The sequence below is a fragment of the Enterobacter sp. UPMP2060 genome (assembly GCF_053709655.1).
This window is the reverse complement of the sequence record NZ_JBSKJQ010000003.1, coordinates 87,410-105,310: the sequence shown is the minus strand read 5'-3', so window position 1 is coordinate 105,310 and position 17,901 is coordinate 87,410. Positions and strand designations below refer to the sequence as shown.

At 58.2% G+C, this 17,901-nt stretch carries 16 protein-coding genes; 11 read left to right on the top strand and 5 right to left on the bottom strand.

Translation table 11 applies throughout. The features are described 5' to 3' along the window. The first annotated feature begins 9 nt into the window (after positions 1-9). The 6 genes from ACWKXN_RS09405 to ACWKXN_RS09380 all read left to right on the top strand — a co-directional run bounded on the left by ACWKXN_RS09405 (position 10) and on the right by ACWKXN_RS09380 (position 5,413). A complete protein-coding gene (locus ACWKXN_RS09405; RefSeq protein ID WP_064672621.1) occupies positions 10-1,023 on the top strand; it encodes an ABC transporter ATP-binding protein in 1,014 nt (337 codons plus the stop codon). 1 nt (position 1,024) lies between these two features. Continuing rightward, complete coding sequence (locus ACWKXN_RS09400) at positions 1,025-1,969, top strand: ABC transporter permease (protein WP_058841008.1); 945 nt, start codon at positions 1,025-1,027, stop codon at positions 1,967-1,969. Beyond that, positions 1,959-2,765 (top strand): ABC transporter permease, encoded by an 807-nt coding sequence (locus ACWKXN_RS09395; RefSeq protein WP_029741505.1) that lies wholly within the window; start codon positions 1,959-1,961, stop codon positions 2,763-2,765. Before ACWKXN_RS09400 ends, ACWKXN_RS09395 begins: the two co-directional genes overlap by 11 nt. Positions 2,766-2,789: 24 nt before the next feature. Continuing rightward, positions 2,790-4,214 carry an aminobutyraldehyde dehydrogenase gene (patD, locus tag ACWKXN_RS09390; protein ID WP_454543697.1) on the top strand — a complete coding sequence of 475 codons (1,425 nt, stop codon included), beginning with the start codon at positions 2,790-2,792 and terminating at the stop codon, positions 4,212-4,214. Positions 4,215-4,397: 183 nt separating this feature from the next. Further along, a complete protein-coding gene (locus ACWKXN_RS09385; RefSeq protein ID WP_013096478.1) occupies positions 4,398-4,571 on the top strand; it encodes a GhoT/OrtT family toxin in 174 nt (57 codons plus the stop codon). Positions 4,572-4,657: 86 nt separating this feature from the next. Continuing rightward, complete coding sequence (locus ACWKXN_RS09380) at positions 4,658-5,413, top strand: alpha/beta fold hydrolase (RefSeq protein WP_048979176.1); 756 nt, start codon at positions 4,658-4,660, stop codon at positions 5,411-5,413. A 71-nt stretch (positions 5,414-5,484) separates the two neighbouring features. On the opposite strand, the gene ACWKXN_RS09375 is transcribed toward ACWKXN_RS09380, so the two are convergent. From ACWKXN_RS09375 to ACWKXN_RS09365, 3 genes are read right to left on the bottom strand one after another with little or no spacing between them, the layout of a single operon-like run. Further along, positions 5,485-7,662 carry a virulence factor SrfC family protein gene (locus ACWKXN_RS09375; protein WP_454543696.1) on the bottom strand — a complete coding sequence of 726 codons (2,178 nt, stop codon included), beginning with the start codon at positions 7,660-7,662 and terminating at the stop codon, positions 5,485-5,487. Further along, on the bottom strand, positions 7,659-10,640 hold the full coding sequence (locus ACWKXN_RS09370; RefSeq protein WP_454543695.1) for a virulence factor SrfB: 2,982 nt from the start codon (positions 10,638-10,640) through the stop codon (positions 7,659-7,661). Before ACWKXN_RS09370 ends, ACWKXN_RS09375 begins: the two co-directional genes overlap by 4 nt. A gap of 4 nt (positions 10,641-10,644) precedes the next feature. Beyond that, entirely contained in the window at positions 10,645-11,991 is a 1,347-nt protein-coding gene (locus ACWKXN_RS09365) for an SrfA family protein (protein ID WP_454543694.1), read from the bottom strand. 283 nt (positions 11,992-12,274) lie between these two features. Here ACWKXN_RS09365 and ACWKXN_RS09360 point away from each other — a divergent pair, with 283 nt between their 5' ends. Further along, positions 12,275-13,873: an ABC transporter substrate-binding protein gene (locus ACWKXN_RS09360; RefSeq protein ID WP_454543693.1), complete on the top strand. Its 1,599-nt coding sequence runs from the start codon at positions 12,275-12,277 to the stop codon at positions 13,871-13,873. Between the two features lie 56 nt (positions 13,874-13,929). Beyond that, positions 13,930-14,163, top strand: a complete 234-nt coding sequence (locus tag ACWKXN_RS09355) for a YdcY family protein (RefSeq protein ID WP_454543692.1) — start codon at positions 13,930-13,932, stop codon at positions 14,161-14,163. Between the two features lie 3 nt (positions 14,164-14,166). Here the strand turns inward: ACWKXN_RS09355 and ACWKXN_RS09350 are convergent, their stop codons facing one another. Together ACWKXN_RS09350 and ACWKXN_RS09345 are read right to left on the bottom strand one after the other, a co-directional pair. After that, positions 14,167-14,616 (bottom strand): DMT family transporter, encoded by a 450-nt coding sequence (locus ACWKXN_RS09350; protein ID WP_454543691.1) that lies wholly within the window; start codon positions 14,614-14,616, stop codon positions 14,167-14,169. Next, positions 14,613-15,131 carry an N-acetyltransferase family protein gene (locus tag ACWKXN_RS09345; protein ID WP_454543690.1) on the bottom strand — a complete coding sequence of 173 codons (519 nt, stop codon included), beginning with the start codon at positions 15,129-15,131 and terminating at the stop codon, positions 14,613-14,615. The genes ACWKXN_RS09350 and ACWKXN_RS09345 overlap by 4 nt, the downstream gene beginning before the upstream one ends. 148 nt (positions 15,132-15,279) lie before the next feature. Between ACWKXN_RS09345 and ACWKXN_RS09340 the strand changes: the two genes are divergently transcribed. The 3 genes from ACWKXN_RS09340 to ACWKXN_RS09330 all read left to right on the top strand — a co-directional run bounded on the left by ACWKXN_RS09340 (position 15,280) and on the right by ACWKXN_RS09330 (position 17,885). After that, positions 15,280-15,855 (top strand): helix-turn-helix domain-containing protein, encoded by a 576-nt coding sequence (locus ACWKXN_RS09340; protein ID WP_023311983.1) that lies wholly within the window; start codon positions 15,280-15,282, stop codon positions 15,853-15,855. 65 nt (positions 15,856-15,920) lie between these two features. Beyond that, on the top strand, positions 15,921-16,961 hold the full coding sequence (locus ACWKXN_RS09335) for an NADP-dependent oxidoreductase (protein ID WP_047741953.1): 1,041 nt from the start codon (positions 15,921-15,923) through the stop codon (positions 16,959-16,961). A gap of 255 nt (positions 16,962-17,216) precedes the next feature. Next, positions 17,217-17,885: a GntR family transcriptional regulator gene (locus tag ACWKXN_RS09330; protein ID WP_023311981.1), complete on the top strand. Its 669-nt coding sequence runs from the start codon at positions 17,217-17,219 to the stop codon at positions 17,883-17,885. The last annotated feature ends 16 nt before the right edge of the window (positions 17,886-17,901 follow it).

Below are 17,901 nucleotides of genomic sequence, written 5' to 3'. Positions count from 1 at the left end.
GAGCAGAACATGACGTACGCGGTAGAGTTTAACAACGTTTCCCGTCTGTACGGCGACGTACGGGCGGTGGATGGGGTCACCATTGCTATTCGTGACGGAGAATTTTTCTCCATGCTGGGGCCTTCGGGCTCCGGCAAAACCACCTGCCTGCGTCTGATAGCGGGTTTTGAGCAGCTGTCAGGCGGCACGATTTCTATCTTCGGTAAAGAGGCGAGCGAACTGCCTCCCTGGGAGCGGGATGTGAACACCGTCTTTCAGGACTACGCGCTGTTCCCGCATATGTCGATCCTCGACAATGTTGCCTACGGGCTGATGGTCAAAGGCATCGACAAGAAAAAACGTCATGCGCAGGCCCGTGATGCCCTGGAAAAAGTGGGCCTGAGCTTTGCCGTTGCCCGCAAACCCTCGCAACTTTCCGGCGGCCAGCGACAGCGTGTCGCCATCGCCCGGGCGCTGGTCAATGAGCCGCGCGTCCTGCTGCTGGATGAGCCCTTAGGTGCGCTCGATCTCAAACTGCGTGAACAGATGCAGTTCGAGCTGAAGAAGCTTCAGCAGGAACTCGGCATCACCTTTATTTTTGTCACCCACGATCAGGGCGAGGCCCTTTCCATGTCAGACCGGGTGGCGGTGTTCAATAACGGGCGCATCGAGCAGGTGGATACCCCGCGCGATCTCTACATGCGTCCGCGCACGCCGTTTGTCGCCGGTTTTGTCGGCACGTCCAACGTCTTTGATGCGGGCCTTGCGCAGAAAATTTGCGGTATGGAAGGCAGCTATTCCCTGCGCCCGGAACATATTCGCCTTAATGAGGGCGGAGACGTTCAGGTTCAGGGCATCGTGCAGGCCGTTCAGTATCAGGGAGCGGCCACGCGTCTGGAGCTGAAGCTCGCAGATGGCGCCAAGCTGCTGGTGAGCCAGGCCAATCTCAGTGAAACCTCGTCGCTGAGCGGCATTGCGCCGGGGCAGGCGGTGATGGCGTCGTGGTCACGCGAGGCGATGATTCGCCTGCACGAGGAGAGGTGAAATGTCTATGAGCGTTGCGCATCCTCCCGCCTCGCATGGGCGCTTAAGCCGCATGACGGCGCTGTTCTGGCGTAAACCGTCGCTCGGCCTGTTCCTGCTTCTGCTCGCGCCGCTCATGTGGTTTGGCATCGTCTATTTAGGATCGCTTCTGACCCTGCTGTGGCAAGGGTTTTACACCTTTGACGATTTCACCATGGCCGTCACGCCGGATCTGACCCTGGCGAACATTCGGGCGCTTTTCAACCCGGCAAACTACGACATCATCCTGCGCACGTTAACCATGGCGATTGCGGTGACGATAGCCAGCGCCATCCTGGCATTCCCGATGGCCTGGTACATGGCGCGATACACCCGAGGCAAGTGGAAAGCATTTTTCTATATTGCTGTGATGCTGCCAATGTGGGCGAGCTACATCGTCAAAGCCTACGCCTGGACGCTGCTGCTGGCGAAGGACGGGGTGGCGCAGTGGTTTCTCAACCACATGGGGCTGGAGCCGATCCTGACCTCACTCCTTACGCTCCCGGCGATTGGCGGCAACACCTTGTCCACCTCCGGGCTGGGACGGTTTCTGGTCTTCGTCTACATCTGGCTGCCGTTTATGATCCTGCCCGTCCAGGCGGCGCTGGAACGCCTGCCTGCCTCGCTACTGCAGGCCTCAGCCGACCTCGGCGCGCGCCCTCGCCAGACCTTTCGCTACGTCGTTCTGCCGCTGGCGATCCCGGGTATTGCCGCGGGCTCAATATTCACCTTTTCCCTGACGCTGGGGGATTTCATCGTTCCGCAGCTGGTGGGGCCGCCGGGCTACTTCATCGGTAACATGGTCTACTCACAGCAGGGTGCCATTGGCAATATGCCCATGGCCGCCGCGTTCACGCTGGTGCCCATCGTGCTGATTTCACTCTATCTGGCGTTCGTGAAACGTCTGGGAGCATTCGATGCACTCTGAACGCGCACCGCTGTTCCTGAAAGTGGCAGCGTGGGGAGGCGTCATCTTCCTGCACTTCCCGCTGCTGATTATCGCGACCTATGCCTTTAATACCGAAGACGCGGCCTTCAGCTTTCCGCCGCAGGGGCTGACGCTGAAGTGGTTCAGCGTGGCGGCGGGGCGCGGCGATATTATTGAATCCGTGACGTTGTCACTTCAGATTGCCGCGCTCTCCACCGCGATTGCCCTTGTGCTTGGCACGCTTGCTGCAGCGGCGCTGTGGCGAAGCGAGTTTTTTGGCAAGAATGCGATCTCGCTGTTGCTGCTGTTGCCGATTGCGTTACCGGGGATCATCACCGGTCTGGCGCTGCTGACGGCATTCAAAACGATTGACCTTGAGCCGGGTTTTTTCACCATCGTGGTGGGACACGCCACCTTTTGCGTGGTGGTGGTGTTTAACAACGTGATTGCCCGGTTCAGACGCACCTCCTGGAGCCTGGTGGAAGCGTCGATGGATCTCGGGGCCGACGGATGGCAAACCTTCCGCTATGTGGTGCTGCCCAATCTGGGTTCCGCGCTGCTGGCCGGGGGAATGCTGGCGTTTGCCCTGTCGTTTGACGAGATAATCGTCACAACGTTTACGGCGGGACACGAGCGCACGTTACCGCTGTGGTTGCTCAATCAGCTCGGTCGTCCGCGCGACGTGCCGGTCACCAACGTTGTAGCACTGCTGGTGATGCTGGTGACAACTATCCCCATTCTGGGAGCCTGGTGGCTAACCCGCGACGGCGAGAATATCGCCGGCAGCGGGAAATAACAGTGAATTCAACAGGAAAATGCTATGCAAACACAACTGCTGATAGAGGGAAAACTGGTAACCGGAGAGGGAGAAAAACAGCCGGTCTATAACCCGGCCACTGGAGAACTCCTGCTGGAGATTGCCGAGGCGTCAGCGGCTCAGGTCGACGCGGCGGTTCAGGCAGCCGACCGTGCTTTTGCGGAGTGGGGGCAAACCACGCCGAAGACGCGCGCCGAGTGCCTGCTGAAGCTGGCGGATGCGATTGAAGCGCATGGGGAGGACTTTGCCCGGCTCGAATCCCTCAACTGCGGCAAGCCGCTGCACTGTGCTCTGGGAGATGAAATTCCGGCGGTGGTCGACGTTTTCCGTTTCTTTGCCGGGGCCGCCCGCTGTTTGAACGGGCTGGCCGCCGGGGAGTACCTTGACGGCCACACGTCGATGATCCGCCGCGATCCGGTGGGCGTGGTTGCCTCTATTGCCCCCTGGAACTATCCGCTGATGATGGCGGCCTGGAAGCTAGCCCCCGCGCTGGCGGCAGGAAACTGCGTGGTGATTAAGCCCTCAGAGATCACGCCCCTGACCGCGCTGAAGCTGGGAGAGCTGGCAAAAGATATCTTCCCGGCAGGCGTTCTGAACGTCCTGTTTGGCCGGGGTAAAACGGTCGGCGATCCGCTGACCGGGCATGAAAAGGTCCGTATGGTTTCGCTGACCGGTTCGATTGCTACCGGGGAACATATCATCGGCCATACCGCGTCATCCATTAAACGCACCCACATGGAGCTGGGCGGTAAAGCGCCGGTTATCGTCTTTGATGATGCCGACCTGGATGCGGTTGTCGAAGGGGTGCGGACGTTTGGTTTCTACAATGCCGGACAGGACTGTACGGCGGCCTGCCGGATTTATGCCCAGAAGGGCATTTATGCCGCGCTGGTGGAAAAGCTGGGCGCAGCGGTCGCCAGCCTTAATATTGGTGCGCCGGAGGATGCCTCGACCGAACTGGGCCCGCTCAGCTCGGCCGCCCATCTTTCACGCGTCTGTCAGGCCGTCGATGAGGCGAAAGCGCTCGGTCATATCCGCGTTGTCACCGGCGGGAGCAAAAAAGAGGGGGCAGGCTACTACTTCCAGCCAACCCTGCTGGCGGGGGCAAAACAGGACGACGCCATCGTTCAGCGGGAGGTGTTTGGCCCGGTGGTGAGCGTCACCGAATTTGACGACGAGGCGCAGGTGCTGGCCTGGGCGAATGATTCGCAGTATGGCCTGGCGTCATCGGTCTGGACCAAAGACGTGGGCCGCGCCCATCGCCTGAGCGCGCGCCTGCAGTACGGCTGCACCTGGGTGAATACCCATTTTATGCTGGTGAGCGAAATGCCGCACGGCGGCATGAAATTATCCGGCTACGGCAAAGATATGTCGGTCTACGGGCTTGAGGATTATACGGTCGTGCGGCATGTGATGATCAAACACTAAGCCCGCCATGCCTGGCCGCATGCGCGGCCAGGCGTTCCCCGCGCCCGCCATGAGTGTTACGCAAGATACTCAGTTGTTATTATCCGTAATCTTTAAGTGGTTATTCTGTAACGAAAAAACTTGATCTGTATCAACATATGACGCATATTGCGTGCGGTTATTTTTTCGGCTCTGGTATACAGAATGACGTTGTATCAAAAGATGTTGGTTTTTTACGCAATCATGGCTTCCATCTGCGCATTAATTACCTGGTTCCTCTCTAAAGACCGCAAACGTATCCGCCTGCTCAGCGCTTTTCTGGTGGGGTCAACCTGGCCAATGAGCTTTCCCGTTGCGCTGCTGGTCTCGCTTTTCTGAAGCACGCTTCCATTTTTAAAAGATGAATATGGCATTCCAGATACGGTAACTGTATAAATACACAGTGCATCGTAAAAGGAGTGCTTATGAACAGTTTTTACTCGCAGCAGGCCGGCTGTACCGTGCGCTGGCATGACCTGCCCGGCACCGGCGATCCCGTGGTGTTCATTCACGGGCTGGGCTGCGCCTCTTCCTATGAATATCCCCGCGTCGTTCATGACCCGCTGTTTGGCGCGCGCAGAGCGATCCTTATCGACTTGCCCGGCAGCGGCTACAGCGACAAGCCTGAACGCTACAGCTATAAAACCACCGACCAGGCGCACGTTGTGGCGGAGCTGATTGACCACCTTAAGCTGGATGCCTTCTGGTTATACGGCCACAGCATGGGCGGCAGCATTGCTATCGAAACGGCGGGGCTGCTTGCAACGCGCGTGAAGGGGCTGATGGTGTCAGAGCCCAATTTTCATGCGGGTGGGGGGATGTTCAGCCGGTCTATTGCAGCGCAAACCGAGCAGCAGTTTCTGACGCAGGGCTATGACGCCATGCTCAGCGCAGAAAAAACGGCGTGGGCAGGGTGTCTGCAGAGCAATGCGCCGTATGCCGTCTGGCGGGGCGCATCGAGCCTGGTGGCGGGCGTTGAGCCCGAATGGGAAGCGCAGTTCCTGTCACTTCCTTGCCCGGTAACGTTGATTTTCGGCGAGCTGTCTCTGCCGGATGACGATGTGGACAATCTGAAGCAAAAGGGCGTTGAGGTAAAAATTATCCCTGCGGCGGGGCATTCGATGTCGTGGGAGAATCCGTCTGCGCTGGCACAGACGTTAGCCGGGTGTATGACGATGTGATTATTGTGCAATTTATCATCGTTGCGAAATGTAGGCCGGGTAAGCGCAGCGCCACCCGGCAACAAAGGCGGCTACTTTATCAAAGCCCGTAGTGCCTGACGTGCGTCAGGCTGAACATCATGCGGATGCTGGTAATCAATGTTCTCTATCGCGCGGCTATAGAGTGCGACCAGCCAGTCGTAAACGTACGCGGTGGCCGCATGCACAGGCTGTTCCCCCAGGCGCGTCAATCGAGGCTCCGCGCTGCTGACCACCGGCGTAACGAAGATTGCCTGCCCCTTGCGGATGCGGCTTGCCGGACGTGTTGCCACGGGCGTCTGGTCATAACCCAGCCAGCCAATGAAATTGCCCATCACGGCATGTAGCTGTGCCGCGCTGCTTTTATCCGCTTCGACAATGCGCTGAAGCTGTTGTGGCAGATTAAGCCGGTAGCTGGTGACCACCAGCACATCCGCGATTTGCTGTAATACCGAAGGCTCCAGCCCGAGGCGCGCGGCCGTGGCCTCATTGCGGCTCCACTGACGCAGATGATTTATCCAGACTCTGTGCGCCAGACGCGCTTTGTCTTTTGTCTGGAACAGGCCGGTGCTTTCCTGCGCATTCTCGGCAAACAGGTCAATAGTGTCCGTAAACAGCCCGTTCACCTGCTCCTCGCGCGGCTGCTGAACGGCGAGCAGCGTTTCAAAGGCTTTCAGCGGCGGCAGCAGGCCTTCAAGCAGTTCGCCGTGGCGGGCGGCGCTGCTTTGCAGCGTGCGCACCATGCTTTCGGCCTGAGCGCGTCTTGTCCCCGGCTCTTCAACCAGCGGCGCCAGATAGCTTTGCATCAGCGATGAGAGCTCCTGTCGCAGCAAGCCTTTCAGCGTGCCGAGACGCTTCTGTCGCTGGGCGGGCAGCGTGGCCTGAGACAGCCATTCGATGACGCGCTGCATGCTGTGGCTGTCCAGTGCCTGCAGCGTGCCCCAGCGTAAACCCGGCTTTCCGAGCAGATGCTGTACGGCTTCATCGAGATTCTGTCGGGTGGTAAAGCGGGCGTCGTGTGGCGTAATCGCCCATACCAGCCCCGGCAGGGCAGATTCTTCAGCAGGCTGCGTCTCCTTGACCCAGTTCATCAGCACTTTTGCTTTTTTGGCCGTCTGCTCGTGCTGCGCCGTCGCATTGCAAATCACCAGCACATCCGGCTGAAGCTGTTGACGGTAATGCTCGAGCAGCCACTGGGACTTCGCCTGGCGTAGCGGGTCGGCACGGTTATCTTCAAAAACAGGGATATCAATAATATCGACGTTATCCAGCGCGCCGTTCTCAACCGGCAGCACCAGTTCGCGGGTCAGGAAGGCCAGCACGTCGACGGGGATGCTGATGGCGTTAAGCATTTCACCGCTATTTAGCGGATGAAGCAGCGTCTCCTGCGCGTCCTGAAGATCTAACGTGCCGTCGTGCGTCAGGAACCCTTCACCCGGCAGGCCAAAGCTGTCCACCAGCAGGCTAAGCGGGGCAGCAAGCTCGCCGGCATGGCTGGTCTGGTGCAGCACATGGGCCAGTTTTAACCACTGCTGGGTCAACTCCTGCTGCTCGCCCCACAGCAGCGACCAGACGCTGGCCCGCGTGCTGAGATCGAGAGAAGGCACCAGCCGGGCGAACTCATGCCACAGGGCATCATCAATTTGCTGCTTAGCGGCGGGTACGGTGCTTTGCCAGAAGCGGGCTATCGCACCCACTTCCTGAGCCGTGATGCCGGGCACGCCCTGCGGCTGGCGCAGCCCGCGCCATTTCTCCAGACGTGTCTCAATGACCGCCTTATCCACCGCGCGCATCTGCGGATGCAGCGTCGTGCGGGCAATAAACAGCTGTACCAGCTCGGCCTCGGTGACCAGGCTCAGACGCAGCGGGAACGCCTCATCCGCCACCTCCGGGCTTTCCGGCGTGAAGCGGACGGCCATGTTGGTCAGGGCATGTCCCGGATTGATATGCGAAAAATAGTCAAAGGTGCGCTGGCCCGGCGTCACGTTCAGGCGTCCATTACCGCTGCCGCACAGGGATAACAGCAGATGGGCTTTCGCGCTCTGTGAATGACCGTAAAGCCCAATGCTGCTCTGGCGGGTCATGGCGCGTTCAATGGCCTGCTCCCGCGCCTGCGCCGCGTTGATGCGAGCAAGCAGGGCGTCAGCATCGTTATCCAGCACAGGGGCGTTCAGGCGCGTCTCATTAATCCACCCGATTAAGGCCTGAGTGGTGGTCGTCGTCGCTGTCATTTCAGGTATACGCTCCCGCTGTCGATCCAGTAGTGGCTACCGCTGTGTCGGCGATCGGCCAAGGTATTCAGTTTGAAGGTTAATGCGTCAGGGGCAACCGGCGTGCCGTCCTGCAGCCAGGCATCGCTCAGCTCGAAGGCCTCAGGGCCTTCCTGCTTGCTGCCGCCGCAGAGCTTCAGCCGCACGTTCAGCACGCCGTCACCGGCAATGGCTTTCGCCAGTTCAGCCGAGTTGATGCTGAGCGTGTAGAGCGGCGTGGCGGGCCAGCGCGCGTTCGCCAGCTGGCGGAAGCCGAGGGTAACGTTACCGCGCAGCGGGAAGTGCAGACGCGCGTCGAGCTTCGCGCCCGGCTTATCAAGATCGATATCCTGATACCAGACGTTTTCCTCGCGCAGGGTATTAACGGTGTTATCCAGCACGCCGAGATACCGCACGGTTGAATACGCGCCAATGTCCGCGGCTTTAAAGTTGAAGCGCGGCAGACGCAGGTCGAGCGCCAGGCTGCAGAGCATGGCTCCCACCGCGGCCGTTGATTTCGGGTTGCCAATGCGCCCCTGCTGGCTGAACGGATACCACTCGTGCACCTGGTATTTATCCAGCCAGACGATACGGTTGACCGGCACCGGCTGCAGATGACGAATCAGCGCCTGAACGCCAGGCAGGCAGCCGGGGCGTCCGGTGATCAGCAGAATATCGCAGCTGTAATGGGATATCGCCTCGCACACCGCGTGGAGCGGCGAGGCCAGCGTAAACTGACCGGCCAGCATCGCATCCTGCATTTCGCGGAAGTTCACGTGCAGCGGCACGGCGAACAGGTCAAACGCGTCTGAACCCGCAGGCAGGGCATGATCGATCGCCTGCTGCAGGTAATTCATGACGTTGCGGGTCGGTTTCTGCGGCAGGAGATCGCCAAAGGTGGCATGCAGACCGGCCAGCGGATCGTCAACGTCGCTCGATTCCCACGCGGCAAGAATAGCGTGGCCAATCGGCATAAACAGCTGAAGCGCCGTCTGCTGGCGGAGTACGGCCTGGGTGTCTATGCGCCCGGAGTCACCGAAGAGTGACGCCATCAGCAGCGAGGCGTCCGCGATACCGGATTTTTGCAGCTGCGTTTGCAGGGCAGGCAACACGTAGCGCTGAATCACGTCCAGAAGCGTATCGTCGCCCGCGACCTTAAAGCCTTCACGGAACAGCAGCTGCGGGGTGATTTTGACGTTATTGCCGGAACCGTCATCCAGCTGATAATGGGTGATCGCCATATCCGTTGTGCCGCCGCCGATGTCGATGGACGCGACGCGCAGCGCGCGGCCCGGCTGGCTACCCGGCTCAGGCTCACGGTCCGGGCGGGCCAGGGAGGCGAAGAAGGCTTCGGTCTGACCGCCAAAGCGGGAGATTGCTTCGTTATACAGCCAGACCAGCTGACCGCAGCTGGCTTCATCCCACTCCATCTGGATTTCAGGAACCGGCACCACGCTTTTATCCTGCTGTTTGCGGGTGACAAAATCCTCATCCTGCGGGTGCCAGCCCATCGCTTTCCAGACGATGGCGATGGCTTCAAACATGCGGCGACGGAAAATCTCGCGCTCCTGCTTTGGCATGGCCGAGGGCAGGGTCAGGATCAGGGTGCGCAGCTGGCGCGGCGATGCCGGGAAGCCCAGACGCAGGCGCGTGGCGACGCTGTTGATCTGCCCCAGCGCCTGCGCCAGCAGCTCGCACAGCATGTGCGTCATCAGCGTACTGCGGCTGTACTGCGGCGAGAAGACCGGCAGCCGCTCGTCCTGCGGCAGCGTGAAGAGCGGTTCGCCGTCATCGTTCATCAGGTTCATCAGCGGAAACGCGGTGGCAAGCGGCTCACGCTGGGTTTTGCTGTTCATCTGGCTAAAGCGCCAGTCCTGCACGACCGGCGTTTCATCCCACAGGTAGCGACGCGGGCTGGAGATGCCGCTGTTGCCTTCGGTCCCCAGACGCTGCATCGCCAGCTTGCGGGCTTCATCGCCCACGCGAACAATCGACGGCCAGACAAAGGCATCTTCGCGACCGCTCTCAACCGAGAAGTGCTGCTTGCCAAAACGCGCTTCCGAAAACTCAAGACGGCTGGTGAACAGCGGCGCATTCAGGAACTGCGGCTCTCTTAATGAGCGTACCTGCAGCTCGGCGGTCTGGCGCAGTCCATCGTTCGCATCGCCGTGGTCTTCAATAATGACGCCGCAGGTGTGGGTATTGCCCACGTCGAGGATCAGGTCGACCGGAATGGCAGGCGTGCTGAGCGTATGGGTAACAAATTTCACTTCCGGCACGGTGAGCTGTTCACCGAGCATGGTCAGCAGGTTAAGCCAGTGGGCCTGATATTCAAACCCGCGCATCGCCTGCTGGAGATCGCGTTCTGAGCGGTTTTCAACGCCGTCGGCATACTGGGTAAATGCCTCGCGCAGCCAGCCGTCAATCCAGGTCTGATCAAGGAAACTTTCAACCTCATTGTCTCGCCAGGCCAGCGCGAATCGGGTCCCGTTCAGAATATCGTTTTCAACCGGGGACAGGGCGGACGTGGCGTGTTCTGCAATCTGGCTGTCAAGGGCGAGCGTGACGCGGTGCGTATTGCCTGCCGTATCGGGTGTATCCAGCCTGCGCACCTGAACGCGGGCCCAGTTATCCGGCCCCTCAACGAAGGTTCGCGGCGGGTTGAAGCGCAGGAACGGAACCGGAAGCCAGACGCCGTCCAGCACCGCCAGGGACTGATGCAGCGGGATGGTGGTTTCCGGCTTAACCACTTCAGGCTGCCCGCCGTTCGTTCCCGGCACGGTATAGCGCCCGTTAACCAGGTCGAAATCGAGCCGCAGAAGCGGGCCGTTCGCGGTTTTACGTACGAAGCGCCCGTTGCTGGCGGTGTCCTGCGGCGTCAGACCGAAATCAAGGAACTGCACGCCGCTGTTGGCAATAAGCGTGACGCTTTGTTTATAGTCGCAAAGATTAACCAGCATAGGATCAGGCACCTGCTTTCTTGAACGTCAGGGGAACGACGGTATTGGCATCATAACGGGCGCGACATTCTGCGATATCGCTGGCGCCTGCTTTACAGGCAACCTCCGGCATCGGGTAGCGGGAGCCGTCGGTGCAGCGGGCAGTACCGCGACTTTTAATCATCAGCTCGCCGTTGCTGTGCAGGCCGGAGAAGACCTCCGCGCGGCAGACAACGTTGTCGCCATGGACAACCCGGGCGAAGCCTTTATTGTTCTGGATCTGATAGCGCATTGACGGCGGCTTGCCGGTGACCGGATCTTTCACGTCCAGAACCGCACGCCAGGTGCCGTTCAGGAAACGCGTCGATCCCGCTTTCACCTGATTCGCTTCCATCACCATGGCATCTTTCGGGATGGCGACAATCACCACCGGGGCAGGCTGTGGCGCAGGCGCCAGAGCAGGCTCTTTTTCTTTGCTTGCCACGACCTCTGCCTGATGCAGCGGTAGTTTCATGGCCAGCGGCTCAACCGCTTTGATCGGCTTTGGTGCTATCTCTACGGGCTGAGGTGCGGGCACCGGGGCGGGCTCAGCGGAAGGCGACTGTTTTGGCCACAGCAGCGGTGCGGCAATGGCGGCAACGATCGCGACGGCAACCGGCAGCGTCCACAGGGGAACGCGGCGCTTTTTCGCGACGATCGGCACAGCCGGTTCCTGAACGGGTTGCGCAACGGCCGGGGCCGGCTCAGGCTCATACAGATCTTCCGGCGTGATACGCACCACCGTGGAAGGGGCGATCAGCGGTTCGTCGGCGTGTTCAAAGGCCACCACCGGTTCTGGCTCAGGCTCGGGTTCAGGATCTTCAATCACAACGGGGGCGGGCTCAGGGACCAGCGATTCACGCAGGCAGTCGAGAACATCGTCGCGCGCATTCTCGTTCAGGTTTACAAACCCCCAGAAGCTGATGACCGGCTTTCCGTCCACCAGGAAGAGGAAGTTTTCACCCGGGAACTGAAACGCCTTTGACAGCAGAGACCCAAAAAGCTGCTGCGCGGTTTTGGGGGACTGGAGGCATTTCTTGCTTAACGACTCAACGCTGGCTAGCGTGTTTTCCAGATAGCGTAGGGCGCGATAACGGTCATCTTCATCGGCCGCTTTCCAGCTGGTTACGCTCCCTTCAACGGGGGAATACCAGTCCACGCGGTCACCGCTGTCGTTGACCTGAGGAATAGCCAGACAGTCGACGATGGCCTGTTGTTTGCGCAACCGGAGCGCTTCCCGGATTTGTAACGCTGATTCAAAAACGGCTTGTCCGCCGCCGCCAACGGCCTGAAAGTCATCCAGGTTACCGCTGCGTAAAAGAGTTTTTGCCACGATTTGATCCCATATACTTCTTCACACCGTTACTTTAACGAAACGAGGAAGCAACCAAACGGGGGAAGAGACGCTAAAAGGACCGATTTCTTGCGGCATAGAAAGTGACGGTTGTGCTTGACGAATAATGGCCCTTAAGGCAAATCACCTTTTCGGGCGCTGGCTGTTAAAACAGCAAAAAACGCGGCTTTAGAATAACCTGATAGTGTTTCGTTATTTGCCAGGTCATATCGCCTGTGCTGTTATTACCGTCTTATATAATAAAACTGTCAGGGTTATAACCATGTCTACAGGGAAAACACTGCTCGCCCTTGCGCTGAGCGCGCTGTTACCAGCCGGTGCCGCATGGGCGGCAAACAACGACACCCTTATTTACTGTTCTGAAGCGTCCCCTGAGTCCTTCAACCCGCAAATCGCCAGCTCTGGCCCGTCTTTTGTGGCCAGCTCTCAGGTACTGTACAACCGCCTGATCAATTTTGACCCGGTGAAAAACACCCCGGTCCCGTCGCTGGCGGAGTCCTGGACGATTTCGCCGGACGGCAAGACCTATACCTTTGCCCTGCGCAAAGGGGTGAAGTTCAACAGCAATAAATACTTCAAACCGACGCGCGACTTTAACGCCGATGACGTTATTTTCTCGGTTCTGCGTCAGAAAGACCCTAAACACCCGTATCACAACGTGTCGCAGGGCAACTACGAATATTTTAACGACGTCGGGCTCGATAAGCTGATTCAGGACGTGAAAAAGGTCGACGACTATCACGTTCAGTTCACCCTCAGCGAGCCTAACGCCGCGTTTCTGGCCGACTGGGGGATGGATTTCGCCTCGATTCTCTCCGCCGAATACGCCGACGCGATGCTGAAAAAAGGCACGCCTGAAAACGTAGACACCTGGCCGATTGGTACCGGGCCTTATGTCCTGCAGCAGTACAAGGTGGATTCGCTGATCCGCTATGTTGCTAACCCGAACTACTGGGAAGGCAACGTACCGACGAAACATCTCATCTTCTCCATCACGCCAAACGTGGAAACCCGCCTGGCGAAGCTGCAGACCAACGAGTGCCAGATCATTCCTGCGCCGTCCCCGGTTCAGTTTGACGCGATCAAGAACAACAAAGACCTGACGCTGCACTCGGTCGATGCCCTGAACGTCGGCTATCTGGCGTTTAACACCGAGAAAAAACCGTTTGATAACGTGCTGGTGCGTCAGGCGCTTAACTACGCGACCGACAAGAAGGCTATCGTCAATGCGGTCTTTATGGGTTCCGGTACGGTGGCAAAATCGCCGATCCCGCCAAATATGCTGGGCTTTAATAAAGACCTGAAGGACTACAGCTACGATCCTGAAAAAGCGAAAGCGCTGCTGAAGCAGGCGGGGCTGGAGAAGGGGGCGGAAGTCACGCTGTGGTCAATGCCGGTTCAGCGTCCGTACAACCCGAACTCGCGTCGTATCGCGGAGATGATCCAGAGCGACTGGGCGAAAGTCGGCGTGAAGGCCAAAATTGTCTCTTACGAGTGGGGCGAATATCTCTCCGGAATGCGTAAAGGCGAACATGACTCCGCGCTGTTTGGCTGGATGTCCGATAACGGCGACCCGGACAACTTTGCCGATGTGCTGCTGGGCTGCAACAGCATTAAAACCGGATCAAACGCCGCGCGCTGGTGTGATAAGAGTTATGATGATCTGGTGCAAAAAGCGAAGCTGACCAGCAGCCCGGCGGAGCGCGCGAAACTCTACGGCCAGGCGCAGGAGATTTTCTACCAGCAGGCGCCGTGGATCGCACTGGCAAACGGGAAAACGTTCTATGCGACCCGCAGCAACGTGACCGGATACAGCGTGAGCCTGATGGGCAGCGATTTCTCTAAGGCGAAGCTGAACTAAGCGTTTTATTGCCCGGTAAGGCGTAGCCGCCACCGGGCACATAACAAGGAGTGACAATGTCACATTTAAGCGAAGTTACCGCCCGAGTGGATACCGCCATTGAAGAGGGCGTCATCACCCATATGAATGAACTGCTGATCGAATTAAGCGATGATGCAGAGCTCAGCCGTGAAGAACGTTACACCCAGCAGCAGCGTCTGCGTACCGCGATTTCGCACCACGGTAAGCAGCATAAAGAGGAGTTGGACGCGCGTGAGGAACAGCTGACCAAAGGCGGCACCATACTGTAACGTTCAAAACTGGCGTCGCGCCACCAGCCAGGCCCCGACGACCAGCATCACCGCGCCGCACACCGGGCCAATCAGGGCGCGCAGCGGAATGCCGTTGCTCCTCAGCACGTCCATCACCAGTCCGCCAATCAGCTGGCTTGCTACCAGCACGGCGATAGTCGTCGCCGCGCCAACGTTCTGATACCCGCTGATGCTGGCAAACACGAAAAACGACCCCAGCAGTCCCGGGATAAGCGTCCACCAGCGTACCGTTGCGGCCAGCTCGCTGAATCCGGCGACGCCCTGTTTCAGCAGCAGAATGCTGACAAACAGCACAGTGCCGACCAGGGAGTTCAGCAGCATCGCGATAAGGATCGTGGAGGAGGACTGGGTGATACGCACCATTAAGGTATTTTGCACCACCAGACCAATTCCCGCCGCCACCAGAAACGCCAGCGTCAGTGATTGATTCATGGGATGGCGTCCGGATCGCTGCGCTCGTCCAGCTGCAGCTGCATAAATGTTAAGTCTAGCCAGCGGCCAAACTTGGTTCCCACCTGCGGCATCTGCCCCGTGGTGACAAAACCAAGCGTTTCGTGGAGGTGAATCGAGGCATGGTTTTGCGCTTCAATACCGGCCACCATCACGTGTTTGCCTATGGCGCGGGCCTCGTTTATCAGCGCGATCATCAGCGTGCGGCCAATGCCTTTTCCCTGATGGTCCGGGTGGACGTAGACCGAATGCTCAACCGTATGACGGAAACCGTCGAAGGCGCGCCAGTCACCGAAAGAGGCGTAACCGGTGATAACGCCCTCTTCCTCACTCACCAGAACCGGGTAACCCGCGAGCGTGCGCGCCTCAAACCAGGCGATTCGGTTATCGGTATCGACGGTTTTATCGTTCCAGATCGCGGCAGTATGCAGCACCGCGTGGTTGTAGATTTCGCCTATCGCAGCGCAGTCTTCCTTGCAGGCATGACGAACGATCATGATTAACCCTCTGTGTATTGTTTACTATAGTATTACGTTATTCCTACGATATTACACAATCGTATCGCCCGATCGCTACGGCATAAGCCATATTTTTTTGTTATCAAAAGCCCATTGAAATGCCGTTCATACACTATAGTATGACGTCATGAACACCATAACAGACACAATGAATCAACGTATTAGCGCAAGAATTCGCCTTGAACGCGAGTCTCGCGGATGGTCCCTGAGCGAGCTTGCTGACCGGGCCGGGGTATCGCGCGCGATGATCCATAAGATAGAGCGCGGAGACAGTAGCCCGACAGCCACCTTGCTGGCCCGTCTGTCCGGTGCGTTTGGCATCAGCATGTCCACGCTCATTGCCCGGGCCGAAATGCAGGAGGGCAAGCTGCTGCGCCTTGCAAACCAGCCCGTCTGGCGCGACCCACAGACGCACTACCTCCGCCGCCATGTTTCTCCCCGCACCGATCTGCCTATCGACCTTGTTCAGGTTGAACTGCCCGCGGGCAGCGATGTTCCGATGCCAGCATCATCTTACGCGCTGGCACGTCAGCTTATCTGGCTTCAGTCCGGCGAGCTGGTGTTTCAGGAGGGCGATACGCGCCACGAAATGCACGCCGGAGACTGTCTCGAGCTGGGGCCGCCAAATGACTGCCGGTTCATCAACGAAACGAATGAAACCTGCATCTATCTGGTTGTACGGCTTAACCAGTCTGCCTCGTAATGCTAATGCGATAACGCCGATCGTGAGCCAGGCTGTAATGACATTTGCACCAGAAGGAGATCCCGATGAATCAACCTGTTTCGCAAAATCGCCGCTGGGTACTGGCCTCCCGTCCTCAGGGTGCGCCGGTCGCGGAAAATTTTCGTCTCGAAACGCAGCCGGTTCCCGCCCCGGCTGAAGGGCAGCTTTTGCTGCGTACCGTCTGGCTGTCGCTGGACCCGTACATGCGGGGGCGCATGAGCGATGCGCCATCCTATTCACCACCGGTTGAGCTGGGCGCGGTGATGGTGGGGGGAACGGTCAGCCGCGTTGAGCAGTCAAATCATCCCGACTTCAAAGCCGGGGAGTGGGTGCTGGGCTACAGCGGCTGGCAGGAATATGAACTCTCGGACGGCAGCGGCCTGGTGAAGCTGGGCGAAAATCCGTCACATCCTTCCTGGGCGCTGGGTATTCTGGGTATGCCGGGCTTTACCGCCTATATGGGATTGCTGGATATCGGGCAGCCAAAAGCGGGCGAAACGCTGGTGGTCGCCGCGGCGACAGGCCCGGTTGGCGCGACCGTCGGGCAGATCGGTAAAATCAAAGGTTGCCGGGTGGTCGGCGTCGCCGGCGGGGCTGAAAAATGCCGCCATGCCGTTGAGGTCCTCGGGTTTGACCTGTGTCTGGATCATCACGCGGCCGACTTTGCCGAACAGCTGAAACGCGCCTGCCCGAACGGGATTGACGTCTATTATGAAAACGTCGGCGGGAAAGTATTTGACGCCGTGCTGCCGTTACTGAATACCTCCGCGCGCGTGCCGGTGTGCGGCCTGGTGAGCGGCTACAATGCGACGGGCCTGCCCGAGGGGCCGGATCGCCTGCCGCTCCTGATGGCGACCATCCTGAAGAAACGCATTCGTATGCAGGGCTTTATCATCGGCCAGGATTACGGTCACCGCATTAAGGAGTTCCAGGAAGCAATGGGACGCTGGGTGCAGGAGGGCAAAATCCACTATCGTGAACAGATAACGGACGGGCTGGAGAACGCGCCCGAGGCGCTGATTGGCCTGCTCGAAGGGCGTAACTTCGGCAAAGTCGTGATTCGCGTCGCGAGTGACAATAAATAAACAGCACTATGGCGGGGTTTCCCGCCATATTTATTTGTGAAGATACGATATATTGTCTTTAATTAATGGACATGGCATTTCGCGCTCGCATCCCGGACGGGCCCGGAACCAATAAAAAAAACAAACTTTGCTTTTTTGATGTTTTTACGTACTTCCCACCACCAGGCATGACGATACAGGATATATCGGACCAGCGTCGTTTTATTAAAACTGGCGTTTAAAAATAGCATTAAGTTTTAGCTACAGGAATTGAACATGCTTGATTTGGACCACTTAGAAAAAGCCCAAAGGGTCAGTCTTACCATGCAAGTTGAACACAGTTTGAAAGGAGCGTTAATTACAGGCTCACTCAAACCTGGGGCACGACTGATTACGAAAGAGATTGCCGATAAATTAGGAACCAGTATTACCCCTGTTCGCGAGGCGCTGTTGCGGCTGGTGTCATCAGGGGCGTTGCACGCCACGCCGGCGCAGGCATTTCTGGTTCCGGAGGTCACGCTGGAGCGCTATAACGAGATTAACGCTATCCGCAAGCAGCTTGAGCCGATGGCGGTCGCCGCGGCCTGTCAGAATATGTCTGATAGCAAACTGGAGGCTTTGCGCAAATTGTCGGATGCCTTTCATGAGGCCATGCGCAACGGGAACGTCCAGCAGGCATTGCATGCGAATCGCGTCTTCCGGTTTACGCTTTATCAGTATGCGGAAATGCCTACGCTTAATGCATTAATTGAGCAGCTCTGGGTGCGCATCGGGCCCTGTATGAACTATCTGCATCAGGAGCTTAACGACATCAAAGCCTCGACATATCACTATGACGAACTGCTTTCCGCCCTGGAGCGAAGAGATGTTGTTGCCTGCCAGAAGGCGATTGATAAGGTGATTGATGAAGCGAATTTGCTTTTACAGCGACAATATTTTAACTAAGAGATTATTTAGCAGA